20 protein-coding genes are annotated in these 22798 nt (G+C 72.7%); 11 read left to right on the plus strand and 9 right to left on the minus strand.

What is annotated here, in order from left to right:
- Positions 1 to 24: 24 nt before the first annotated feature.
- Complete coding sequence (locus ACGGAQ_RS13625; RefSeq protein ID WP_393048285.1) at positions 25 to 957, plus strand: ATP-binding cassette domain-containing protein; 933 nt, start codon at positions 25 to 27, stop codon at positions 955 to 957.
- A complete protein-coding gene (locus ACGGAQ_RS13630) occupies positions 954 to 1775 on the plus strand; it encodes an ABC transporter permease (protein ID WP_393048288.1) in 822 nt (273 codons plus the stop codon). The genes ACGGAQ_RS13625 and ACGGAQ_RS13630 overlap by 4 nt, the downstream gene beginning before the upstream one ends.
- A 33-nt stretch (positions 1776 to 1808) precedes the next feature.
- Here ACGGAQ_RS13630 and ACGGAQ_RS13635 read toward each other — a convergent pair whose 3' ends face one another.
- The 4 genes from ACGGAQ_RS13635 to ACGGAQ_RS13650 all read right to left on the minus strand — a co-directional run bounded on the left by ACGGAQ_RS13635 (position 1809) and on the right by ACGGAQ_RS13650 (position 6107).
- The gene (locus ACGGAQ_RS13635) at positions 1809 to 2426 is read right to left on the minus strand and encodes a response regulator (RefSeq protein ID WP_393048869.1); all 618 of its coding nucleotides are present in this window, start codon (positions 2424 to 2426) and stop codon (positions 1809 to 1811) included.
- Between the two features lie 56 nt (positions 2427 to 2482).
- Positions 2483 to 4075 (minus strand): sensor histidine kinase, encoded by a 1593-nt coding sequence (locus tag ACGGAQ_RS13640; protein WP_393048291.1) that lies wholly within the window; start codon positions 4073 to 4075, stop codon positions 2483 to 2485.
- A gap of 54 nt (positions 4076 to 4129) precedes the next feature.
- The gene (bioD, locus tag ACGGAQ_RS13645) at positions 4130 to 4834 is read right to left on the minus strand and encodes a dethiobiotin synthase (protein ID WP_354855460.1); all 705 of its coding nucleotides are present in this window, start codon (positions 4832 to 4834) and stop codon (positions 4130 to 4132) included.
- Between the two features lie 136 nt (positions 4835 to 4970).
- Complete coding sequence (locus ACGGAQ_RS13650) at positions 4971 to 6107, minus strand: 8-amino-7-oxononanoate synthase (protein WP_393048872.1); 1137 nt, start codon at positions 6105 to 6107, stop codon at positions 4971 to 4973.
- Between the two features lie 139 nt (positions 6108 to 6246).
- Between ACGGAQ_RS13650 and ACGGAQ_RS13655 the strand changes: the two genes are divergently transcribed.
- Genes ACGGAQ_RS13655 through ACGGAQ_RS13670 form a run of 4 tightly spaced genes read left to right on the plus strand, consistent with a single transcriptional unit; the run spans position 6247 to position 8169 of the window.
- Complete coding sequence (locus ACGGAQ_RS13655) at positions 6247 to 6432, plus strand: hypothetical protein (protein ID WP_393048294.1); 186 nt, start codon at positions 6247 to 6249, stop codon at positions 6430 to 6432.
- 10 nt (positions 6433 to 6442) lie between these two features.
- The gene (gene bioB, locus ACGGAQ_RS13660) at positions 6443 to 7438 is read left to right on the plus strand and encodes a biotin synthase BioB (RefSeq protein ID WP_354855452.1); all 996 of its coding nucleotides are present in this window, start codon (positions 6443 to 6445) and stop codon (positions 7436 to 7438) included.
- A 1-nt stretch (position 7439) separates the two neighbouring features.
- Positions 7440 to 7658, plus strand: coding sequence for a hypothetical protein (locus ACGGAQ_RS13665; protein WP_393048875.1), 219 nt, complete (start codon positions 7440 to 7442; stop codon positions 7656 to 7658).
- 4 nt (positions 7659 to 7662) lie between these two features.
- Complete coding sequence (locus ACGGAQ_RS13670) at positions 7663 to 8169, plus strand: GNAT family N-acetyltransferase (protein WP_393048296.1); 507 nt, start codon at positions 7663 to 7665, stop codon at positions 8167 to 8169.
- Between the two features lie 67 nt (positions 8170 to 8236).
- Here the strand turns inward: ACGGAQ_RS13670 and ACGGAQ_RS13675 are convergent, their stop codons facing one another.
- Positions 8237 to 10717, minus strand: coding sequence for a non-reducing end alpha-L-arabinofuranosidase family hydrolase (locus ACGGAQ_RS13675; RefSeq protein WP_393048299.1), 2481 nt, complete (start codon positions 10715 to 10717; stop codon positions 8237 to 8239).
- Positions 10718 to 10924: 207 nt separating this feature from the next.
- Entirely contained in the window at positions 10925 to 13813 is a 2889-nt protein-coding gene (locus ACGGAQ_RS13680) for a glycoside hydrolase family 9 protein (RefSeq protein ID WP_393048302.1), read from the minus strand.
- Between the two features lie 356 nt (positions 13814 to 14169).
- Here ACGGAQ_RS13680 and ACGGAQ_RS13685 point away from each other — a divergent pair, with 356 nt between their 5' ends.
- The 3 genes from ACGGAQ_RS13685 (at position 14170) to ACGGAQ_RS13695 (ending at position 17358) form a co-directional block, all read left to right on the plus strand.
- Positions 14170 to 14985 (plus strand): LPXTG cell wall anchor domain-containing protein, encoded by an 816-nt coding sequence (locus ACGGAQ_RS13685; protein ID WP_393048304.1) that lies wholly within the window; start codon positions 14170 to 14172, stop codon positions 14983 to 14985.
- Between the two features lie 342 nt (positions 14986 to 15327).
- Complete coding sequence (locus ACGGAQ_RS13690; protein WP_393048307.1) at positions 15328 to 16893, plus strand: aldehyde dehydrogenase family protein; 1566 nt, start codon at positions 15328 to 15330, stop codon at positions 16891 to 16893.
- 66 nt (positions 16894 to 16959) lie between these two features.
- Entirely contained in the window at positions 16960 to 17358 is a 399-nt protein-coding gene (locus tag ACGGAQ_RS13695; protein WP_393048309.1) for a VOC family protein, read from the plus strand.
- Positions 17359 to 17400: 42 nt separating this feature from the next.
- Here the strand turns inward: ACGGAQ_RS13695 and ACGGAQ_RS13700 are convergent, their stop codons facing one another.
- Both ACGGAQ_RS13700 and ACGGAQ_RS13705 read right to left on the minus strand, forming a co-directional pair.
- A complete protein-coding gene (locus ACGGAQ_RS13700) occupies positions 17401 to 18465 on the minus strand; it encodes a GNAT family N-acetyltransferase (RefSeq protein WP_393048311.1) in 1065 nt (354 codons plus the stop codon).
- A 90-nt stretch (positions 18466 to 18555) separates the two neighbouring features.
- Positions 18556 to 19257 (minus strand): amino acid-binding protein, encoded by a 702-nt coding sequence (locus ACGGAQ_RS13705; RefSeq protein WP_393048317.1) that lies wholly within the window; start codon positions 19255 to 19257, stop codon positions 18556 to 18558.
- 145 nt (positions 19258 to 19402) lie between these two features.
- Between ACGGAQ_RS13705 and ACGGAQ_RS13710 the strand changes: the two genes are divergently transcribed.
- Together ACGGAQ_RS13710 and ACGGAQ_RS13715 are read left to right on the plus strand one after the other, a co-directional pair.
- The gene (locus ACGGAQ_RS13710) at positions 19403 to 20482 is read left to right on the plus strand and encodes a phosphotransferase family protein (protein ID WP_393048320.1); all 1080 of its coding nucleotides are present in this window, start codon (positions 19403 to 19405) and stop codon (positions 20480 to 20482) included.
- Positions 20482 to 21690, plus strand: a complete 1209-nt coding sequence (locus ACGGAQ_RS13715) for an acyl-CoA dehydrogenase family protein (protein WP_393048323.1) — start codon at positions 20482 to 20484, stop codon at positions 21688 to 21690. The genes ACGGAQ_RS13710 and ACGGAQ_RS13715 overlap by 1 nt, the downstream gene beginning before the upstream one ends.
- A gap of 10 nt (positions 21691 to 21700) precedes the next feature.
- Here ACGGAQ_RS13715 and ACGGAQ_RS13720 read toward each other — a convergent pair whose 3' ends face one another.
- A complete protein-coding gene (locus ACGGAQ_RS13720) occupies positions 21701 to 22747 on the minus strand; it encodes a LacI family DNA-binding transcriptional regulator (protein WP_393048326.1) in 1047 nt (348 codons plus the stop codon).
- Positions 22748 to 22798: the final 51 nt, after the last annotated feature.

Genomic DNA, 22798 nt, shown 5'->3' on the forward strand with positions numbered 1-22798 from the left:
GTGGCGGACGCCTAGCGTCAGCGCATGATCACATTACGTGGGTTGACGAAACGGTTCGGAGCGACCCTCGCGGTCGACGCGCTGACCGTCGACATCGCACCCGGCCGCGTCACCGGTTTCCTCGGCCCCAACGGCGCCGGCAAGTCCACCACCATGCGGATGATCCTCGGCCTGGACCGGCCCACCGCCGGAACGGCGCTCGTCGACGGCCGGTCGTACCGGGAGCTGCGGCGACCGCTGCACGAGGTGGGCGCCCTGCTCGACGCCCGGGCCATCCACCCCACCCGGTCCGGGCGCGCGCACCTGCTGGCCATGGCCCGCAGCAACGGCATCCCCGCGCGGCGGGTCGACGAGGTGCTCGACACCGTCGGGCTGGACGGGCGTGCCGCTGGGAAACCGGGCCGGACCCTCTCCCTGGGCATGGGCCAGCGGCTCGGCATCGCCGGCGCGCTGCTCGGCGACCCGCCGGTACTGATGTTCGACGAGCCGGTGAACGGCCTCGACCCGGACGGGGTGCGCTGGGTCCGGCAGCTGTTGCGCTCCCTGGCCGGGCAGGGCCGCACGGTCTTCGTCTCCAGCCACCTGATGAGCGAGATGCAGCTCACCGCCGACCAACTCGTGGTGATCGGCCGGGGACGACTGCTCGCCGACGCCCCGGTCGGCGACGTCATCGCGGGCAGTGGACTCGCCGTACGGGTACGCAGTCCGCACCCCGACGGGCTCGCCACCCTCGCCGCCCGACTCGCCGCGCACGGCGCCACAGTCGAACCGGCCGGCCCGGACGAGCTGACCGTCACCGGGACCACCGTCGACCGGATCGGTGACCTGGCGTACGAGCTGGGGGTGCGGTTGCACGAGCTGAGCCCGCACGGCGCGTCGCTGGAGCAGGCGTTCATGGAGCTGACCGCCGACAGCGTCGAGTACGCCGGCGGCCCGACCGGAGGTGACGCACGATGAGCACGCAGACCGTGGTGGGCAGCCGTCCCACCGCCGCGCCGGCCGTCAGCGCGCCGGCCGCCTTCCGGGCCGCCGTGGCCGCCGAGTGGACCAAGCTGGTCTCGGTGCGCAGCACCTGGTGGACGATGCTGGCCGGGCTGTTCCTGATGGCCGCGAGCGCCGGCCAGCTCGCCATCTACGCGGCCAACGCCAACACCAACGACGACCCGGCCGACGACCCGGGCATCGTCACCGTCGGCAGCGTGCTGATCGACGCGGTCGAGCTGACCCAGTACGCCGTGCTGGCGCTGGGACTGCTCGCCATCACGACGGAGTTCACCAGCGGCACCATCCGGACCACCCTGCAGTGCACCCCGGCACGCGGCCGGGTGCTCCTGGCCAAGGCCGTGGTGGCCGGCGCCGTCACCTTCGTCCTCGGACTGCTGCTCGGCGGGGTCGGCGCCCTGGTCGCCCGGCCGGTGCTCGGCGAGTGGGGCAGCGCGCCGACCGGCGGCACGATCGGCGACATCGTGGCGGTGGCGACCTATCTGGCCCTGGTCAGCGTCCTGGCGCTCGGCCTCGGCGCGGCACTGCGCAGCGCGGTGCTCACGATCATCGTGCTCTTCGCCACCCTGATGATCGTGCCGCTGTCCCTGCAGGAGCCGGACATCACCGTCCTGAACCGGATCGCCGACGCGTTCCCCGGCGTGGCCGGTGGGCACTTCCTGGCCGGCGACACCGAGCCGTACCCGGGCGCGGTCGGGCTGCTGGTGCTCGCCGGTTGGGCGGGCGCCGCCCTGCTGCTCGGTCGGGCCACGATGCGCCGCCGCGACGCCTGAGGCACATCGAGCGGGGGCCCTCGCGGCCCCCGCTCACTGCTCGACCAGCCCCGCCTCGTACGCGAGGATCGCCGCCTGCACCCGGTTGCGCACGTCCAGCCGGGTGAAGATGCTGGTGAGATAGCTCTTCACGGTGCCCTCCACCAGGTGCAGCCGGCGGGCGATCTCCGCATTGGACAGCCCCGCCCCGACCAGGGCCAGCACCTCGCGCTCCCGCTCGGTCAGCCCGGCCGTCCGGTCCCGCGCGGCGGGCTGGCGGGCCAGCCGTCCGGCCCCCAGCTCGATCACCCGGCGGGCCACCCGCGGCGACAGGTACGCCCCGCCGTCGGCGACCGCGTGCACCCCGGCGATCAGTTCGCGCGGGTCGCCGGCCTTGAGCAGGAACCCGCTCGCGCCGTGCCCGAGCGCCCGGGCCACGTGGTCGTCCTCGCCGAAGGTGGTCAACATGAGCGTCGCGGTGTCCGGCGCGACCCGGCGGATCTCGGCCGCCGCGGCCAGGCCGTCCAACCGGGGCATTCGGATGTCCAGCACCGCCACCCGGGGTCGGTGCGCGCGAACCAGCTCCACCGCGGCCCGCCCGTCGCCGGCCTCGGCGACCACCTCGATGCCCGGATCGGCGGCGAGGATGGCCCGGACGCCGGCCCGGATCATCGCCTCGTCGTCGGCGAGGACCACCCGGACCGGAAGCGGCACGGCCGTATCGGTGTTCACTGCGCGATCCGCTCCTTGCTGGTCAGTCGACCGTCGGTGAAGCAGAGCCGCCACGTCGGCTCGGCGAGGGGAAAGTTGCCGTCGGTGTAGAACTCGCACCCCGGCGCCGCCCCGCCGACCGGCGGGGCGAGCTGCCGGCGGGGCAACCCGGGCAGGTCGGCGCGCGCGGTACCGGGCCGCATCCGGTCGTACGTCGACTCGTCCAGCACCGTTCCGGCCGTGGCGACCGGGTAGTAGACCAACGACAGGACGAGCGCGAGACCGGCCGGGGCGGCGAGCGCCGTCAGCAGGCTGCGCCGAGCCCGCCGGCGAGCCTCGCGCAGCCGGCGCTCGGCGTCGGCCGGCCGTTCCGGGCCACCGCCGACCGGGGCGTCACCGTCGAACGTGCCATCGGTCACGGCGCCCACCGCGACGGGCACTCCCGACCATCCCCCGCCGGAGTGCGACTCGGCGGGCAGCGGAAGCCGGGCACGCACCGCGAAGCCACCGTCGGGGCGCGGCCCGGCATCCAGCACGCCGCCGGCCAGCCGGACCCGCTCGGCGAGGGCGAGCAGACCGCTCCCCGAGGAGGCCGGTCGGGGCAGCGGGCCAGCCGGCGCCGACGCGTTACGCACCCGCACCTCGACCCCGTTCCGGTCCCGCGCGAGGGTGACGGTCACCGGTGCGCCCGGGGCGTACCGGGCCGCGTTGGTGAGCGCCTCCCGCACCACCTGGTGCGCGGCCGACCCGGTCAACCCGGGCAGCTCGACGGTGTCGGTCGGGCCGTCCAGCCGTACCGCCATCCCGGCCTCGCGGGCCCCGACCACCAGGTCGACGACGGTCTCTCCCACCGGGCGGACGCCGGCCGGACCGCCCTCCTCCCGCAGCACCCCGATGATGCCGTGCAGCCGTTCGGTCGCCGCCGCGACACTGGCCCGCAGCTCCCCCACCGCCGTCCGATGCTCCGGGGCGAGGTCGTCGGCCAACTCCAACGCGGCGGCCCGCAACGCGATCAGGCTGAGGTCGTGACCGAGCGAGTCGTGCATCTCCTCGGCGATGCGGGCCCGCTCCCGCAGCCGGATCCGCTCCGCGGCGCCCCGCCGCTCGCGCGTCAGCGCCTCGACGTGCCGGCGGCCGGCGTCGGTCAGCGCCTGCTGCTGCCGCCGGTACCGGCCCACCAGCCACGGGAACACCCCGGCGAACAGCAGCACCGAAGCGAGCAGGAACCAGGTCGCCGCCCCGGTGCCGAGCAAGCCCAGGTTCAGCACCGTGCCGCCGAGGGCGATCACGCCGAACAGCACGGCCGCCGGCGCCGCGCCCGCACTGCGCCGCCCGCTCAGATAACTGAACACCGGGATGGCGAAGACGAAGTTGCCGTCCACCAGGGAACCGAGCACCACCAGCAGCAACCCCACCAGCGGCCAACGCCGCGCCGACGCCACCGCGACCGCAAGCAGCGCCAGCGAACCGAGCAGCAGCGCCACGTCGAACCGCGGGTACGGCGGGCTCAACCGGGCGGCCGCGATCGGGGCGGCCACCACCGCCCAGAGCAGCACGTCCAGCAGCGGACGCCGCCACCGTCCGGGCACCGACCGGTCCAGGATCCTCACGGCGGCCAGGCTACCCACGCCCGACCTGCGCGGACACCAACGAAAGTCAGGTGTTCAGCTGCTCTCCTCGGCCCAGACGCGCCAGTCGTCGAGCACCCCGTGCAGCGCCGGAGTGAGCCAACCCGGCGCCGACCGCCGGAACACCCCCGGGTCCATCGCACCGGCGCCGGCCGGCACCGCGCCCAGCAGGTTCGGCACCAGGTCGGTGAGGTTCGTCCAGTGCACCAGCTCCGGCGACGCCGGCCAGGCGCCGATCACCACGCCGGCCGGCACCGCACGACGGTCCAGCGCCTCCAGGGTCAGCGCGGTGTGGTTGAGCGTGCCCAGCCCGGCGCGGGCGACCACCACCGCGGGCGCGCCGAGCGACACCGCCAGGTCGGCCATCGTCCACGGCTCGCCGGACGGACGCAGTCCCATCGGCACCAGCAGGCCACCGGCCCCCTCGACCAGGACCAGGTCGTGCTTGTCCGCCTCCTCGCGGACGGCGTCCACCGCCGCGTACAGCTCCAGCGGCGGCAGGTCCGCGACCCGGGCCGCGGCCAGCGGGGCGAGCGGGTCCGGGAAGCTGGCCAGCGTGCGACCGGTCAGCGGGGCCGCGAGGCGATTGACCACGTCCACGTCGCCCGGCTCACCGCCGGCCGTGCCGGTCTGACCCGGCTTCAGAACCGCCACCCGCAGACCGGCGGCCTGCGCGGCCGCCGCGATCGCCGCGGTGACCACCGTCTTGCCCACCTCGGTGTCGGTGCCGGTGACCAGCACCGGCCCCTCCCACGCGCTCACGGCGCTCCCTCAGCTCGCGACTGCGGGGCTCGCAAACCCGGCTCACTCCTCGCGCTCACGGGACCGCTCGTGGTTCGCGACTGCGGGGCTCGCAAACCCGGCTCACTCCTCGCGCTCACGGCGCACACTCCACGATGACGTCCAGGGCCCGCTCGAAATCCGCCCGGGGCACCCCCGCGCTGACGGTCAGGCGCAGCCGGGAGCGGCTGTCCGGAGTGGAGGGCGGCCGGAAGCAGCCCACCGCGACTCCCCGGTCCCGGCAGTCGGCGGCCCAGGCGGTCGCCGCCTCCGGGCCGGGCGCCGCCACCGAGATCACCGCCGCGTCCGGCGCGGAGACGGCCAGCCCGGCCGCGCCCAGTCGACCGACAGCCAGCGCCACCCGGTCGGCCACCTCGGCGCGCCTGTCGTCGCCGGCCCGGGCCAGCCGCAGCGCGGCGTGCACACCGGCCGCGACGGCCGGCGGCAGCGCGGTGTCGAAGATGAACGTACGGCCGGTCTCGACCAGGTGTCGGACGAACTCCGCCGGGCCGGCGACGACCCCACCCGCCCCGCCGAGCGCCTTGGAGAGGGTGGCGGTGATTACCACGTCCGGCTCGCCGGCCAGCCCGGCGGCCGCGACCGCGCCGGCACCGGACGGACCGGTCAGGCCGAGCGCGTGCGCGTCGTCGACCAGCAGCAGCGCGCCGTAGCGGCGGGCCACCGCGTGCAGGTCGGCCAGCGGCGCGAGGTCGCCGTCGACCGAGAAGACCGACTCGGTGACCACCACCGCCGGACGTCCCGGCGCCACCGCCAGCGCGGCGGCCACCGCCGTCACGTCAGCGTGCGCGCTGACCACCGTCTCCGCGCCGGAGATCCGGCAGCCGTCGATCAGCGACGCGTGGTTGTGCGCGTCCGAGACGAGCAGGGTCCGGGGTTGGACGAGGGCCCGCAGCGCGCCGAGGTTGGCCAGGTATCCGGAGGAGAAGACGAGAGCCCGGTCGGTGCCCAGCCACTGCGCCAGCTCGACCTCCAGGGCCTCGTGCGCGTCGGTCGAGCCGCGCACCAGCCGCGAGCCGGTCGCCCCCAGCCCGTACGCCGACAGTGCCGCCGTGGCCGCGGCGGTGACCTCCGGGTGAGTGGCCAGGCCGAGGTAGTCGTTGCCGGCCAGGTCGGTCATCCGGTCGTCGGCGGGGCGCGGGTGCAGCCGACGGGTCAGGCCAGCCTTCGCCCGCAACTGCGCGCGACGATCGAGCGCCGCCAGCCAGTCCGCCACCGTCACCCCTTCGCTGCCGTTCGGGCCGGTCACGCCCGACACCCGCCGGGCGAAATTACCACCCTCGACCACCGACGCGGCGAATCCACCCGACGCGCGGGGTTGACCTGAAGCGGACGTCAACTCCGATGGTGGTCCGATGCGACGACTGCTACGTACCGTCAACGATCGGTTTCGCCTGCTCGGTCCGAGTGCGGGAGGCTGGCGCGACGTCGCCCTGCTGCTCGCCGCCGCCGACGCGGGACGGTCGCCCGCCGAACGCGCCCTGCTCGCACGCGGGTCGAGCGGCTGCCAGGGCGTTCCGGGCGACGGGGCGGCCTTGTAGGGTACGAGCCATGCCAGAGATCCTCGACCAGGCCCGCACCCAGGTCCTGGGTGACGGCGTCGGCCTCGACCAGGCCGGCGTCCTCGCCGTGCTGAACCTGCCCGACGAGCACCTGCCCGCCGCCCTCCAGCTCGCCCACGAGGTGCGGATGCGGTGGTGCGGCCCGGAGGTCGAGGTCGAGGGCATCGTCTCGCTGAAGACCGGCGGCTGCCCGGAGGACTGCCACTTCTGTTCGCAGTCGGGCCTGTTCACGTCCCCGGTGCGCTCGGTCTGGCTGGACATCCCGTCGCTGGTCGAGGCCGCGAAGCAGACGGCGCAGACCGGGGCGACCGAGTTCTGCATCGTGGCCGCCGTGCGCGGCCCGGACGACCGGCTGATGAAGCAGATGCGCGAGGGCGTCGCCGCCATCAAGGCCGAGGTCGACATCCAGGTCGCCGCGTCGCTGGGCATGCTCTCCCAGGAGCAGGTCGACGACCTGGTCGACATGGGTGTGCACCGCTACAACCACAACCTGGAGACCTGCCGGTCGTACTTCCCGAACGTGGTCACCACCCACTCGTGGGAGGAGCGGTGGGAGACGCTGCGCATGGTCCGCGACTCCGGCATGGAGGTGTGCTGCGGCGGCATCCTCGGCCTCGGCGAGACCGTCGAGCAGCGGGCGGAGTTCGCCGCGCAGCTCGCCGAACTGGCACCGCACGAGGTGCCGCTGAACTTCCTCAACCCGCGCCCCGGCACCCCGCTCGGTGACCGCCCGGTGGTCGAGGGCAAGGACGCGCTGCGGGCCATCGCCGCGTTCCGGCTGGCCATGCCGCGCACCATCCTGCGGTACGCGGGCGGCCGCGAGATCACCCTCGGTGACCTGGGCACCCGCGACGGTCTGCTCGGCGGCATCAACGCCGTGATCGTCGGCAACTACCTGACGACCCTGGGCCGGCCGGCGACCGCCGACCTCGACCTGCTCGACGAGCTGAAGATGCCGGTCAAGGCCCTCTCCGCGACCCTCTGAGCTGACCGGTGAGGACGACGTGACCGAGCTTGTGGCAGCGCAGCGCTGGTGTGACCGCTGCGGCGAGGACGCGTCGGCCGCCGGGCACGAGTCGTGCGCGGCGGCCCGCGCGCTGGAGCCGCCGCGCTACTGCCCCCAGTGCCGACGCCGGATGAAGGTGCAGGTGCTGCCGGTCGGCTGGTCGGCGGTCTGCGTCGAGCACGGCGAAAGCCGAGGCTGAGCCGATGCTGCGTGGGCGTGCGGTGACCCTCCGACCGGCGACTGTCGCGGACGTGCCGGCCCTCGCGGCCATCCGGGCCGACCCGGAGGTACGCCGGTGGTGGCGCGGCGACGACGACCTGGCCGCGTCCGTCCAGGCCGACCTGAACGACGACGACCTCGCCCTGTACGCCATCGAGCACGACGGTCGGGTGATCGGCGCGATCCAGTGGTACGCCGAACCGGACCCGGACTACCGGCACGCCAGCCTGGACATCTTCCTCGACCCGGCGGTGCGCGGCGAGGGCCTGGGCGGGGACGCCATCCGCACCCTGGCCCGGCACCTGATCGACGAGTACGGCCACCACCGGTTCACCATCGACCCGGCCGCGGCGAACAGCGCGGCCATCCGGGCGTACGCCAAGGTGGGCTTCCGGCCGGTGGGCATCATGCGCCGCTACGAGCGGGGCGAGGACGGGCGCTGGCACAATGCGCTGCTGATGGACCTGCTCGCGGAGGAGCTGGCCGACTGAACCGGGCGGGCGTGCCCGGCACCCACGGTGCCGGACACGCCCCGGTTCTGCGCGAACGGAGTGACGCCTAGCGCTGGAGGGTCAGTACACCCGGCCGCCACGGCAGCAGGTTGTAGTCGCCTCCCGCACTGGGGTTCTTGCCCTGGTACAGGAACTGCAGGTTGCAGGCGTCGACCGTCTTGGTCTGGTCGGGGTTGTTGCGGACCAGGTCACCGTGGCTGATGTCGTTGGTCCACGTCGCGCCGCTGTTGGCCTTGCCGGCGAAGGGGTTGCTCTCGCTGGCGGCCTGCGGGGTCCACGAGCCGCTCAGGCTGGTGGACGTGAACGACCGGAAGTAGCGTCCCTGGCTCCCGATCGCCTCGACGATCATGAGGTACTGGTTCTGGCCCTGCACCTTGTAGACCTCGACGCCCTCGAACAGGTTGTTCGTCGAGTCGGTCATGATCGTGGTGTAGGTCGAGCCGAAGCTGCCCGGGAAGTTCCCCAGCGGCATGCTCGACCGGTAGATCTTGCCGTTGTCCCCGGCGAAGAACAGGTACATGTTCTGGTCGTCGCCGATGAGGGTCTGGTCGATCACCCCGTACGGGGCGTCCGAGAGGGTGGCGGTGGAGAGCGTCTGCGCCGAGGACCAGCCGTTGGCGTTCGTCGGGTCGCTCGACGTCTTGTAGCTGAACGAGGTCGGTCCCCACTGGTACGCCAGCACCCAGATGTTCTTCGGGGCGAAGTACAGCAGCGTGGGCGCCACCGTGCCCTGACTCATTCCGGTCTGGCTGGCCGAGGCCATGTCGGACCAGTTGGTGAACGTGCTGAAGTTCATCGAGCCGTACGAGCCGCCGCTGTTGACGTTCGACCCGTAGACCAGGTGCTTGCCGTTGTAGACCACGTTGGTGAAGTCCTTGAGCGAGACCCAGCCGTTCTGCGGGTTCGCCAGCGCGCCGGTCGACGACCACCGGTAGGTCGACGGGAGCGCGCAGCCGCTCGGCGGCGCCGTGGTGGGCGGCGTCGTGGTCGGCGGTGCCGTGGTGGGCGGCGTGGTGCCGCCGAAGTCGGTCCGCCACTGCTGGTTGGTCTGCCCGTGGCAGTCGTACAGCTGGATCTGCTGGCCGTTGCCGGTGCCCCAGACGTCCAGGCACCGGCCGGACTGCACACCGGTGATGGTGCCGTTGGAGTTGATGTTCCACTGCTGGTTCGCGCCGCTGTTGCAGTCCCAGATGATGATTCCGGTGCCGTTGGCGGTGGCGGCGCCGTTCGCGTCGAGGCACTTGCTGCCGTAGACCCGCAACTGCTTGCCGGAGGTGTACGTCCACTGCTGGTTCGACTGACCGTTGCAGTCGTAGAGCTGGACACGAGTGCCGTTGGTTTGCGTGGAGTTCGGCACGTCGATGCACCGGCCCGACTGCACGCCGACGATCCGGCCGGCGCCGCCGCTCGGCGGCGGCGTGGTCGGGCTCACCGTCGGGCTCACGGTCGGGCTCACCGTCGGGCTCGCGGTCGGGCTCGAGGTCGGGGGCGCCGCGTTGAGCGCGTTGAGGACGGAGTTGTAGGCGGCCTTCTTGTTGCCGCCGCCGTCGAAGAGCAGCGGGCTCTCGTTGGAGCGCCACGAGTCGCTGTCGCGTACGCCCCAGACGGTGATGCCGATGCAGCGCGGCACGTTCAGGCACGCCTGGGTCAGTCCGGCGTACTGGGTGGTGGAGGCGTTGGTGACGTCGACCTCGGTCAGCGCCACGTCCACGCCGAGCGCGGCGAAGCTGGACAGCGTGGTCTGGAAGTTGCTCGGCAGCGAGCTGCCGCCGGTGAAGTGGGTCTGCAACCCGACGCAGTCGATCGGCACGCCACGGGACTTGAAGTCCTGGATCATGCGGTAGACGCCCTGCGTCTTGCCGTACGACCAGTTCTCGATGTTGTAGTCGTTGTAGCAGAGCTTGACCGACGGGTCGGCCGCCCGCGCGGTACGGAACGCCACCTCGATCCAGTCGTTGCCGGTGCCCTGGAGGTTGGACGAGCGGCGGCTGCCGTCCTCGTTGAACGCCTCGTTCACCACGTCCCAGGCGGCGAGCTTGCCCCGGTAGTGGCCCATCACGCCGTTGATGTGGTCGATCATCGCCTGACGCAGGCTGCTGCCGCTCAGGCTCTGCATCCACCCCGGCTGCTGCGCGTGCCAGGCCAGGGTGTGCCCACGGACCTTCAGGCCGCGCTGGGTCGCCCAGTTGTAGATCTGGTCACCGGAGTTGAAGTTGAACTGGCCCCGCTGGGGCTCCGTCGCGTCCGGCTTCATCTCGTTCTCGGCCGTGATCATGTTGAACTCACGCGCCGCGATCGTGCTGTATGTCGAGTCGCCGAGCCGGCCCGCCGCGATGGCGGTGCCGAAGTACCGGCCCGACTGCGCGGCGGCCGCGCCGAGCGTGGACGCGGCGGCGTTCGCCGAGGGCATCATCACCGCGACGGCGGCCACAGTCACGACGCTGAACGCGCCGGCGAGCAGCGCTCGGACGGCGGGTGATCGCCGTCGCCGAGTCCCGCCGCGATGAACGGATGGGCTCATTGCCATCTCGGCCTCCTTACTGGCCAACACCCGGGCCGCCGAGGGGCACGGCCGGACGTCTTCGATTGGGATATCAAACTCGATCGATGCTAACCACGGGTCGGTCCGGACAATCGAGTTTTCGGAAATGTTTCGGAAATGTTTTGCCTTTGCGTGCGCGGCGTGGCCGGTCGCCCGGGCGCGGTACCGGCCACGCCACGCCGCGTCGATGAGTCAGGAGACGGTGCAGGCGGCGCCGTTCAGGGTGAAGGCGGTCGGCCTGGTGGTGCTGCCGGTGTGGGTGCCGTTGAAGCCGAAGCTCGTCAACGCACCCGGCGCCAGTGTCCCGTTGTAGGACAGGTTCGACGCGGTCACCGCGGTGCCGGTCTGGGTCACGGTCGCCGACCAGGCCTGCCCGACCTTCTGCCCGCTGCTTCCGAACGTGAACGCGAGCGTCCAGCCGTTGATCGCCGTGGTGCCGGTGTTGGCGATCGTGATGTTCGCGGTGAACCCGGTGTCCCAGGTGTTCGCCGTCCAGGTCACCGCGCAGCCGCCGCCGGCAGGCGGGGCCGTGGTGGTGACCGTGACGCCGGGCGACGCGGCCGAAACGTTTCCGGCCGCGTCCACCGCCACCACCGTGAACGTGTACGTGGTGGAGGCGGTCAGCCCGGTCACCGCCAGCGTGGTGCCGGTGGCCGAGCCGACCAGAACGTTCCCGCTCCGGTAGACGCGGTAGGCGGTGACGCCCGCCGCGTCGGTGGACGGGCCCCAGGTCAGGGTCAGGCCGGTCGGGCCGATCGCGGAGGCGGTGGGCGTACCGGGTGCGGTCGGCGCTGTGGTGTCCGGCGCCGGGCCGGCCGGCGTGGTGACGCTGAGCGCGGCCGATGCCGCCGAGCGGTTGCCGGCGCCGTCGAACGCCCGCACGGTGAACTGGTACGTCCGCTCGGGCGCCAGCCCGGTCACGGCCAGGGTGGCCCCCGTCGAGGCGGTGACGACCGGGTCGGCGCCGGCCGAGGTACGGGTCACCTCGTAGCCGGCCAACCCGCTGCCGCCGGTGTCGGTGGACGCGGCCCAGGTCAGCGTGAGCCCGCTGGACGTGACGGCGGACGCGACGGGCGTGCCGGGCACCGTGGGCGCGGTGCTGTCCGGGGTGGCCGGTCCGGACTCCTCGCCCCAGACGCGTACGCCGCCGGAGTAGAGCGGAACCTTGCGGTTGGGCCCGGCGGCCGCCTGGTACGACGGATCGTTGGTCGGGTCCCAGGTGCCACCCTCCGGCACGCCGATCTTGAACTGGACCTCCATCCGGTGCTGCGACTGCCCGGCCGGGGCGATGGTGTAGCCGGTGCAGTCCACCTCGACGTACCAGATGTCGCCGCTGAACTGCTTCGCCGTGGTCGGCGACGGGCAGCCCTGGGTGTAGCCGGAGGTGACCTGGACCGGACCGGTGCCGTCGGGCCGGAAGTAGTACCGGAACTTGCCGGTGGTCAGGGCCCGGGCCGGGAACGCCGACTTGTTGTAGATGATCGCCTTGAGCCCGGTGGCCCGGGGTTCGGCCTGCATCACAGTGGTCTCCACGGTCAGCTCGTCCAGGTCGGGCGTCTCGGCGACCGGGAAGTTGGCAAGCGCCGTGCCGCCGTACTCGGAGGTCAGCCGGACCAGCGCGGAGGTGAAGCCGGCGTTGTAGTCGGTGGCGACCTCGTTCATCACGTAGTCGGACCGGCTGTCGGTGTACGCGTCGTTGGCCGAGGACGGGCCGCCGACCAGCGCGCCGAAGAGGGTGTGCCGGGTCTCGACGGGCACGGTCTGGCTGTCCCACCAGGACCCGTGCGCGGTGCGGTGGTGCGGGTTCTTCGGTGCGTTGGCCCCGAACCCGATGACGTAGCTGGAGTTGCGCGGGTTGTCGCCGAGCGCGTAGTTGATCTGCCGGACGGCGAAGTCGTGGTAGCGCGCCTTGCGGGTCGTGTCAGTGGTCTTGTCGCTGTAGACCAGCGCGGCGAAGGAGGTGTTGGCCGCGTAGCGCAGCGCGCCCCAGGAGTCGAGCACCGCCATCCCACCGGGCGAGTACGGCACCCGCTGCCCGTTCACCCCGACGGTCCAGTAGTCCAGCCAGCGGTTGGCGTCATCGACGTACTTCTGCTTGCCGGTCAGGTTGGCCAGCAGCACGTACGCGCCGAACTGCTTGTTGTCCCAGGCGATGGTCCACTTGTAGGAGCGGGTGGTGGACTGCGGCTCGGTGCCGAGCTTGTCGTACTCACTCTCGGCCTTGGTCAGGTAGCTGGCGTCGCCGGTGGCCCGGTAGAGCCAGATGGCGGCCCACACCAGCTCGTCCTGGTAGCCGCTCCACGACTTGTAGAAGGAGGCCGCGTCGGTGATGCACTCGCTGTAGGACTTCCGCACCGTGTCGGCGAAGGTGTAGAGCTGCCGGGCGTGGGTGAGCAGCTTGTCGGCGTAGGTCGCGTCGGTGGGCCGGAACACCATCGAGGAGGCGGCCATCGCGGCCGCCGTCTCGCCGGCGAGGTCCGCGCCGCCACAGCTCGCGTCGATTTTGTACGCGGGCCGCGCCATCGGCAGCACCTCGGCCGGGCCCCACCACTTGTGGTCGTCGTCGCCCTTGCCGACCTGTCCGTAGAGGACGTTGGCCGACGGGTGCGCCTTGATGAAGTAGTCGTTGACGAAGCGCAGGTTGTTGAGCAGGTGCGGCAGTTGCCCGGAGGCCGTGTAGCCGCTGCGGTACTCCACCGCGCCCCACGCCAGCATGGTGGCGCTGAACGCCATCGGGAAGCCGAACTTGACATGGTCGCCGGCGTCGTACCAGCCGCCGGTGAGGTCCAGCCCGGCGGCGGCGCCGTCGGTGAGCGCGGAGTCGCCGCGCCAGGAGACCCGGTTCCAGTCCGGCAGCTTGCCCGACTGCTGCGCCTCGTAGAAGAACAGCGACTTCTGCAATGCCTCGGCGTAGTTGAAGGCCGGGGCGGCGGACGCGGGCCCGGCCGGCGGCGCGGTGACCGCGAGGGACAGCCCGGTGAGCAGGGCGACGCCGGCGGCCAGCAACCGCCGGGGCCAGGGCTGGTCGGCGACCGGCGACCGGCCGGGGTGGCCGGTGGACGGCCGGGTCAGGTGGCGCATGAAGGCTCCTGTCGGAGGCGCCGCCGGCGGTCGCACCGACGCGGGACGGCGTGGGGGCGGCACGGCCACCGGCGACAGCGGGGTGGCGGTGTGACCATGGGCAGCCGTGGAAGCGCTCCCATGGATAACCGACAATGTAATGTGCACGTCGTCGATTGGGAAGCCCGGGTTGCGCCGCCAGCGCGGCGGCACTCACGGGGTTACGGCGACACGCGCTCGACGGCGCAGAAGGTCGACCCGGCAGGCACTTCCCGTCCGAGACGTCGTCCCAGCTCAGCCCGGTTGGACGATGCCGCCGGCAGGCCCCCCACATGGGATCATGGGCGGCCCCCTCGACCAATCCCGGAGGATTCCTCATGCCACTGCGTCGGAGCCTGACGCGCGCGGCCGTTCGCACGGCCGCCGCCACGGCCGTTCTCGCCATCGCCTCCCCGGCCTGGGCATCGAGCATCGTCCCCCTCAACCCCGCCCACGCGGGCGCGACGGCGGGAACGTTCCAGCAGGAGTGCCAGGACCCCAGGTTCGGCACCCGACCCACCAACCAGGACGGCTGGCACTTCGTGCTGCCCACCAAGCGCGCCGGTGACTTCCAGAGCCTGACCTTGACCTTCAAGGACACCGCGGGCGTCTCGGTGACCGTGACCGTGCCGAACCCCGCGGATCCGTACACCGACTTCCTGTCCGCCAACGGTGGCGGCGACAAGCAGGTGAAGCACGCCTACCTCTTCACCCCCGCAGGATGGACGTTGACCGGCGGCAGCGCCCAGGTCAGCGGCGAGGGCGACAAGTTCAACCTCAGCCACACGTGCGCCGGTACCGGCGCCACCGCGTCGCCGACCCCGACCACGCCGATCACCGGGTCCCCGACGCCGACCACGGACTCGCCGACGCCGACCGTTCCCGCCACGTCGACGCCGACCACTGGGGCAACGTCGACGCCGACCACTCCGGTCACGTCGACGCCGACGGGCTCGGTCTCGCCGTCGGAGTCGACGGCGCCCGGCGGATCCGCCTCGACCCCGGGAGGCGCGGGCGGCGGCGACAATGGCGGCAGCCTCCCGCTCACCGGCGTGGCCGTCACCAGCTTCGCGCTCGGCGGTGTCGCCCTGATCGGCGGCGGCGCCCTGCTGATGATGCGTCGCCGACGCGACCGGATCACCTTCACCAGCTGACCGACGTACGCCCACGACCGGCCCCGGACATCGCTCCGGGCGCCGGTCGTCGGCGTTCCGCGTGCCTTGCGCGCCCCTGCACATCGGACGCCCCGACCCGCCTTCCGTACTCGCGGGTAACCTAGCCAACAACGTCACATCATCGATGTAAGTCGATGAACTGATGGCCATGCTCGCTGGTCACGACACTTCTCTCGGAGTCGGCCACCGAGCGACTTCGGCCGGTCGACGCCCAGCCAGACGAGCGTACGGTTGCTGACCGACTACCGCGCGCGAGACAGTACCGATCATCAGCGGTGCCGTCGACGCCGCCGCTCCCCGGTCAACCCTGAGGAGAACGCGATGGCACTACGACTCGCCGACGGCACCGCCTGGTCCGACACCCTCGCCCGGGCGGTCACCGCCACGCCGGAGGCGTTCGGCGCTGAGGTGGACGGCGTCACCACGCTGCACAACCTCATCGAAGGTGACTGGCGGGCGGTCGGCCACCCGGCGCCGGTCCGCACTCCCGTCGACAACAGCGTCGTCATCAACCTGTCCCGACTCGACGCCGACACCGCCCGCGCCGCGGTCGCGCACGCCGCCGCCGCGCACCGGGCCTGGGCGCGTACCCCGCTGGGCGATCGCAAGGCCCGGGTCTGCGACGCCCTGGACGCGCTCACCGCCAACCGTGACCTGCTCGCGCTCCTGCTCGTCTGGGAGATCGGCAAGCCGTGGCGGCTGGCCTGCGCCGACGTGGACCGGGCGCTCGACGGCGTCCGCTGGTACGTGAGCGAGATCGACCGGATGCTCGCCGACGGCCGCGAGCCACTGGACGGCCCCGTCAGCAACATCGCTTCCTGGAACTACCCGATGAGCGTCCTCGTGCACGCCGAGCTGGTCCAACTGCTGGCCGGCAACGCGGTCATCGCCAAGACCCCGTCCCAGGGCGGCGCGGTCTGCCTGACCGTCGCACACGCGCTGATGCGTCGCGCCGGCCTGCCCGCCACCCTCGTCTCCGGCGGCGGCGAGGAACTGTCCGAGGTGCTCGTCCGGGCGCCCGAGATCGGCGCGGTGGCGTTCGTCGGTGGCCGTTCCAACGGCGGCAAGGTGGCCGCCGCGCTGCTCGACAGCAACAAGCGGCACTTCATCGAGCAGGAGGGCCTCAACGCCTGGGGCATCTGGAACTTCTCCCAGTGGGACCTGCTCGCCGCGCACCTGAAGAAGGGCTTCGAGTACGGCAAGCAGCGCTGCACCGCGTACCCCCGGTTCGTGGTGCAGCGCGACCTGGTCGACGAGTTCCTCGACATGTACCTGCCGGTCGTGCGTTCGGTCCGGTTCGGTCACCCGCTGGCCGTCGGGGACGACTGGACGGCCGGTGACCCGCTGCCCGAGCTGGACTTCGGGCCGCTGATCAGCGCCGCCAAGGCCGACGAGCTGCGCCGCAAGGTCGACGAGGCGGTTCGCGGCGGCGCGGTGCCGCTGCACCGGGGCAAGCTGACCGGGGCACCGTTCCTCCCCGGGCAGGACACCTCGGCGTACGTGGCGCCGTCGGTGCTGCTCGCCCCGCCCGGCCGGTCCCGGCTGATGCACGCGGAGCCGTTCGGCCCGGTCGACACGATCGTCGTGGTGGACACCACCGACGAGCTGCTGGCCGCCATGAACGCCTCCAACGGCGCGCTCGTCGCGTCGCTGGCCTGCGACGACACCGACGAGGCCGGCAAGCTCGCGGTGGACCTCCAGGCGTTCAAGGTGGGCATCAACAAGCCGCGCTCGCGCGGCGACCGGGACGAGCCGTTCGGCGGCCGGGGCGCGTCCTGGAAAGGCGCGTTCGTCGGCGGAGACCTGCTGGTGCAGGCGGTCACCGTGGGCGGCGAGGGCCGCCTCTACGGCAACTTCCCCGACTACAACAGCTACCCCGCCACCTGAGGCCGTGCGGGTCCCCTGGCGAAGCCCGGCGCGTCCGACAGGGGACCGGCGGCGTACCGTCGCGAGATGGCGATGATCGAACAGCTCTCCTTGGGCGTGTCCGACGCCGAACGGGCGGCAAGGTTCTGGGCCGCGGCGCTCCGTTACCGCCGCCGGGCGCCCCGATTCGACGGCGACGAGTGGGTCGTGCTGGAGCCGCCGCCAGGGGCTCCGGGCGTCGCCATCGCGATGGACCTCAGCGAGAGCCCGGCGCAGGAGTTTCCCCGCCTCCACCTGGACCTGGACGCCGGCGAGCGCAGCCTCGACGAGGAACTCGACCGGTTGCTCGCGCTCGGCGCCCAACCGGTCAACTGGCGGCACTACCCCACCGACCCCCACCCCACCGAACCGCCGTACGTGGTCCTCGCCGACCCGGAGGGCAACCGGTTCTGCCTGTCCGGCCGTCGCCAACCCTCCACGCGTTGACGCAGCAGTGAGCCGCGCCCGCGGTTAGAAGGTGGCCCCTTCCTATGCGCCAGGCGTCAGCAGGGTGCCTTTCCTTTGTGCGGCGAGCGGGACGGTGAGGGTGAGCAGCGCGCCGTCGCGCTCCGCGGCGGCGGGGCGGCCCAGCCGGCGCAGGGTACGCAGCATTGGGGCGTTCTCCGCCTGCACGTGCAGCACCAGCGCCGCGTACCCGGACCGGTCGGCGTGCTGAACCAATCGGCGCAGCAACGCCGAGCCGAGCCCGCGCCGCTGCCAGTCGTCGCGCACCAGCAGTGCCACCTCGGCCTCGTCGCCCTCGCCGAGCAGGTTCGCCATAGCGACCACCGACTCGGCCGCACCGTCGGAGCCGGTGGCCACCGCGACCAGGGTCAGTCCCCGATTCGGCTCCAGCAACCGACGCAATCGGTCCGGCCGCGGCAGCGCCGCCCCGCCCAGGTAGCGCCGCTGCCGGCTGCGCGCCGAACACCCCTCGTGCAGCTCCCGTACGCCGGGCAGGTCGTCGGCGCAGGCCGGGCGCACAACCACCTCGACATCGTCCGGCAGCACCAGTGTGACCTGCTCGGCGGCGCGACGGACCACGGTGGCGGCCAGCTCGACCAGGGCCTGCGCCCGCGCGTACTCCGCCGGGGTGAACGCGGGCGCGGCCCGGCGCAGCGCGAAGGAACCACCCGCCGGGTCCGCCAGCGACATGCTCGTGCCGATGATCCCCCGGTCGACGCCGACCGACGCCGGCCGCCAGCTGACCGAGTCGGCGCCGAGCAAGGTCCGCAGCGCCTCACCCGCCGCGTCCGGGTCACGCACCAGCCGGTTGGCCAGACCGAGGACCCGGGTCGGCTGGTCGGCCAGGCCGCGCGCCTCGCTGCGGGCCACCCAGCAGTCCCGCCCACGACCCCGCTCGACGGCCGCGACCAACTCGGCCTCGTCGAGCGCGTCCGGAGCGTCGACCAGAAAGTCGTCCACCGCGCCCTGCTCGGTCGGCTGCACCTGCACGGTGAGGATGTTGACCCCACGCAGCGCGAGGCTCGCCGTGAGAACCGACAGGTAACCCGGCCGGTCGTCCACAGTGGCCCGGATCCGCCACAACGTCATGGTTGGCTCCCTTCCCCACGTCAGAGCCTCGCCCACGGCTGTTGCGGCCCGGTTGCCCCGCCGTGTCGGCCCGGGAATTCCTCGGACCGCTCAGGGGCCGGCGACGACCGGTGGCGCGCCGACCAGGTCCAGTCGGTCGCCGAGAATCACCGCGCTGGCGCGGACGAGCTGGGTGAGCCGGTCGACCTCCGTGCTGTGGAAACCCGCCGCGCTGAGGGTGTCGCTGTGCTCGCGGGCCACCACCAGCACCAGGCCGGCCCGACCGAACGGGGCGATCGCGTGGTGGGTGCCGTCGGGCGTCGTCATCGAGCGGCCGCGTAGCGGGGTCACCTCGGGCAACCGCGGGGGTACGGGAGCACGCCAGCTCGCGTGACCCACAGTGGCGCCACCGCCCCCGGAGCGCGACGCCCAGTCCACCGGGACCACCGCGGCGACCGCCCAGTCGGCCGCCAGCAGCCCCGGCACCGCGTCGACCAGGGTCGCCAGCCCGTCGGCCGGGTTGGCCGCGACCTGCGCCAGCAGCTCCGCGTCCTGGCCGGTGGTGGTGGGCGCGCCGATCGCCCGCCACACGCCGTCCACCCGTACGCCCGGAATCGCCGCGAGGCCGGCCAGCAGACGCTCGACCCGAGCCGCCCCCGGCCACACCACAGTGAAGTCGTCCACCGCGCGCCCGCCGAGACGTTCGAGAACCACCACCTGGACGATGTCCGCGCCGGAGACACCCAACGTGCGGGCGACCTGGCCGAGGGTGCCCGGACGGTCCGGCAGAGTGACCCGAACTCGCAGCAACATGTCTGTCCCTCCGCTCGGCGGGCCGGCGACGGCCGGCAGGCTGCTCACAGCCTGAATGTTGACCATTTCGTCCCTGTTGCAGAGGCATGTCCCGAGAGGAAAATCTGACCTTGACAACGTGAGCGGGCTGCCATGAACTAGTCGGATGACCGATCCGGCCGTCCACGCGCTCCGGCCGGGCGTTGTTCCGGCGTCCCCCGCCGGGCTCGACCTCGATCGACTCGCCGGCTATCTGGCGGCGCACCGACCCGAGCTCGCCGTGGGACGGGCGCGGGCCGACCTGATCGCGGGCGGCAAGTCCAACCTCACCTATCTGCTGCGCCTCGGCGACCGGAAGGTCGTGCTGCGCCGGCCGCCGCTGGGGCACGTGCTGGCGACCGCCCACGACATGGCCCGCGAGTTCCGGGTCATCTCGGCACTGGCGCCGACCGAGGTGCCGGTGCCGGGCGCGCTGCTGCTCTGCACCGACCCCGAGGTGATCGGCGCCCCGTTCTACCTGATGGAGCGGATGCCCGGCGAGGTGTTCCGCACCCGCGCGCAGACCGACCCGCTCGGCGACGAACGACGACGGGCGCTCGCCATGGCGATGATGGACACCCTCGCCGCGCTGCACACCGTCGAGCCCGCCGCCGTCGGGTTGAGCGACTTCGGCCGCCCGGAGGGCTACCTGGCCCGACAGGTCCGCCGCTGGGCCGGGCAGCTCGACCGCTCACGCAGCCGCGACCTGCCCGGCATCGACGAGCTGCGTGACCTGCTTGCCGCGACCGCCCCCGAGGGCGCGAACGCCGGCCGGATCGTGCACGGCGACTACCGGCTGGACAACCTTCTCGCCTCGGCCGACCCGGTGGCCGTGCACGCCGTCCTGGACTGGGAGATGGCCACCCTCGGCGACCCCCTCGCCGACCTGGGGCTGCTCCTGACGTACTGGGATGTCCTCGGCGGCAGCGAGACGGCCGAGGGCAACCCGGTGGCCGACGGGCTCGGGCCGCGCGCCGGCTTCCCCACCGGCGCCGAGCTGATCGACAGGTACGCCGGGCGCAGCGACGTGGACGTCGGGCCGCTGCACTGGCACGTGGCGCTGGGCTGTTTCAAGCTCGCGGTGATCTGCGAGGGCATCCACTACCGCCACACGCTCGGGCAGACGCTCGGCGAGGGCTTCGACCGGATCGGCGAGATGGTGGCACCGCTGGTCGCGCACGGGCTGACCGCCGCCAGGGAGCGGTGATGGACTTCTCGTACGACACCCGGACCGAGGAGCTGCGCGACGAGCTGACCCGGTTCCTCACCGAACACGTCTACCCGGCCGAGGCGGTGCACGCCGAGCAGGTCGCCGCCGGTGATCCGTGGTCGCGTACCCCCGTGCTGGCCGAGCTCAAGGCCGAGGCCCGCAAGCGCGGCCTGTGGAACCTGTTCCTGCCCGACGCGCGCTACGGCGCCGGCCTGACCAACCTGCAGTACGCGCCGCTCGCCGAGCTGACCGGGCGCAGCCCGCACCTGGCGCCGGAGGCGGTCAACTGCGCGGCGCCGGACACCGGCAACATGGAATTGCTGGCCGAGTTCGGCTCGCAGGCGCAGCAGCAGCGCTGGCTGATGCCGCTGCTGGAGGGCGAGATCCGCTCCGCGTTCTGCATGACCGAGCCGGACGTGGCGTCCTCGGACGCCACCAACATCGCCACCCGGATCGTCCGCGACGGCGACGAGTACGTCATCAACGGCCGCAAGTGGTGGTCGTCCGGCGCGATGGACCCGAGCTGCGAGATCTTCATCGTGATGGGCAAGACCGATCCCGACGCCGATCGGCACCGCCAGCAGAGCATGGTGCTGGTCCCCCGGGACACCCCCGGGGTGCACGTCCGCCGGGGCATGACCGTCTTCGGCTACACCGACGGCTCACACGGCGGGCACGCCGAGATCGACTTCACCGACGTCCGGGTGCCGGCGGAGAACCTGATCGGCGCCGAGGGCAGCGGCTTCGCCATCGCCCAGGCGCGACTGGGCCCGGGCCGGATCCACCACTGCATGCGATTGATCGGAATGGCTGAGCGGGCATTGGAGCTGCTCTGCCGCCGGGCCAACGAGCGGGTCGCGTTCGGCCGGCCGCTCGCCGAGCAGGGCGTGGTCCGGGAGTGGATCGCCGAGTCCCGGGTGCGCATCGAGCAGGCCCGCCTGCTGGTGCTCAAGACGGCCTGGTTGATGGACACCGTCGGCAACAAGGGCGCCCACACCGAGATTCAGGCCATCAAGATCGGCACGCCGGCGATGGCGGAGTGGGTGATCGACAAGGCCATCCAGGGGTACGGCGGCGCCGGCGTCAGCCAGGACACGCCACTGGCCGCCCTCTGGGCGCAGACCCGCACCCTGCGCCTCGCCGACGGCCCCGACGAGGTGCACCGCAACTCCCTCGCCAAACGGGAACTCCGCCGCTGGGCCTGACCCCCGCCGCTCAGGCGGAGGCTCGGTGGACCAGTTGGGTGTCCAGGAGGATGTGCGGGGCGGGAAGGTCGTCACCGCGGATGCGGGCGACCAGCAGGCGGGCCATCTGTCGGCCCATCTCCTCCACCGGCTGGAAGACCGTGGTCAGCGGCGGCTCCGCCTGTTGGGCGATCGTCGCGTCGTCGAAACCGATCACCGCGACGTCCTCGGGGACACGCCGGCCGGCCTCGCGCAGGGTACGCAGCGCGCCGAACGCCATCAGGTCGGACGCCACGAAGACCGCGTCCAGATCCGGGCAGGAGTCCAGTAGCCGGCGCATGGCGGCCGCGCCGCTGCCCTCGCTGAAGTCGCCGTACGCGATCAGGTCGGGGTTGACGCCGCCCCCGGTGGCCTTGACCGCCTCGGTGTAGCCGGCCAGGCGGGCCAGGCCCGCGCCCATGTCCTGCGGACCGGCGATGGTGCCGATGCGTCGGCGCCCCAGCCCGGTCAGGTATTCCACCGCCTGTCGGGCCCCGCCAACGTTGTCCACGTCGACGAACCAGGCCGGCTGGGCGCCGGGTTGCAGCATGCGGGCGGGCCGACCGCCGAGCACGGCGGGCAGGCCGCGCTCCTCGAGCAGGGTCGGCAGCGGGTCGGAGTCGTGCAACGACAGCAGCAGTACGCCGTCGACGTGCTGGTTGGTCAGGTGGTGCTCGACCCGCTCCCGCTCGACCGGCGACTGGGCCATGGCCAGCCAGAGCTGCATCGGTGTCTCGAGCAGCGCGGAGCTGATGCCCCGCACGATCGAGGCGAAGAACGGCTCGGTGAAGACCCGCTCGCCGGACTCGGACACCACCAGGGCGACGGAGTCGGTGCGCTGGGTGACCAGCGCACGGGCCGCGCGGTTCGGCACGTACCCCAGCTCGGCGATGGCCTGCTGGACCGCGGCCCGGGCCTCCGGGCTGACCTGGGGCGAGCCGTTGACCACGCGGGAGACCGTGCCTCGACCCACGCCGGCGCGCGCCGCGACCGCGTCGAGGGTCGGGCGCCCGAGCGACCGGGTGCGCTGCGTTGTCATCGTCTGCTCCTCCGACGGCGGGCGGGCCCGGCGCCACCCGAGAAAGGTGGA

Origin of the sequence: Micromonospora sp. NPDC047557, assembly GCF_043205095.1 — a bacterium.
Classification (GTDB): domain Bacteria; phylum Actinomycetota; class Actinomycetes; order Mycobacteriales; family Micromonosporaceae; genus Micromonospora.

Coding starts and splice junctions, on each gene's coding strand:
- ACGGAQ_RS13625 (WP_393048285.1), top strand. CDS start 25: ATGATCACATTACGTGGGTTGACGAAACGGTTCGGAGCGACCCTCGCG.
- ACGGAQ_RS13630 (WP_393048288.1), top strand. CDS start 954: ATGAGCACGCAGACCGTGGTGGGCAGCCGTCCCACCGCCGCGCCGGCC.
- ACGGAQ_RS13635 (WP_393048869.1), bottom strand. CDS start 2,426: ATGATCCGGGCCGGCGTCCGGGCCATCCTCGCCGCCGATCCGGGCATC.
- ACGGAQ_RS13655 (WP_393048294.1), top strand. CDS start 6,247: ATGCGACGACTGCTACGTACCGTCAACGATCGGTTTCGCCTGCTCGGT.
- bioB (WP_354855452.1), top strand. CDS start 6,443: ATGCCAGAGATCCTCGACCAGGCCCGCACCCAGGTCCTGGGTGACGGC.
- ACGGAQ_RS13670 (WP_393048296.1), top strand. CDS start 7,663: ATGCTGCGTGGGCGTGCGGTGACCCTCCGACCGGCGACTGTCGCGGAC.
- ACGGAQ_RS13675 (WP_393048299.1), bottom strand. CDS start 10,717: ATGGCAATGAGCCCATCCGTTCATCGCGGCGGGACTCGGCGACGGCGA.
- ACGGAQ_RS13680 (WP_393048302.1), bottom strand. CDS start 13,813: ATGCGCCACCTGACCCGGCCGTCCACCGGCCACCCCGGCCGGTCGCCG.
- ACGGAQ_RS13685 (WP_393048304.1), top strand. CDS start 14,170: ATGCCACTGCGTCGGAGCCTGACGCGCGCGGCCGTTCGCACGGCCGCC.
- ACGGAQ_RS13690 (WP_393048307.1), top strand. CDS start 15,328: ATGGCACTACGACTCGCCGACGGCACCGCCTGGTCCGACACCCTCGCC.
- ACGGAQ_RS13695 (WP_393048309.1), top strand. CDS start 16,960: ATGGCGATGATCGAACAGCTCTCCTTGGGCGTGTCCGACGCCGAACGG.
- ACGGAQ_RS13700 (WP_393048311.1), bottom strand. CDS start 18,465: ATGACGTTGTGGCGGATCCGGGCCACTGTGGACGACCGGCCGGGTTAC.
- ACGGAQ_RS13705 (WP_393048317.1), bottom strand. CDS start 19,257: ATGTTGCTGCGAGTTCGGGTCACTCTGCCGGACCGTCCGGGCACCCTC.
- ACGGAQ_RS13710 (WP_393048320.1), top strand. CDS start 19,403: ATGACCGATCCGGCCGTCCACGCGCTCCGGCCGGGCGTTGTTCCGGCG.
- ACGGAQ_RS13715 (WP_393048323.1), top strand. CDS start 20,482: ATGGACTTCTCGTACGACACCCGGACCGAGGAGCTGCGCGACGAGCTG.
- ACGGAQ_RS13720 (WP_393048326.1), bottom strand. CDS start 22,747: ATGACAACGCAGCGCACCCGGTCGCTCGGGCGCCCGACCCTCGACGCG.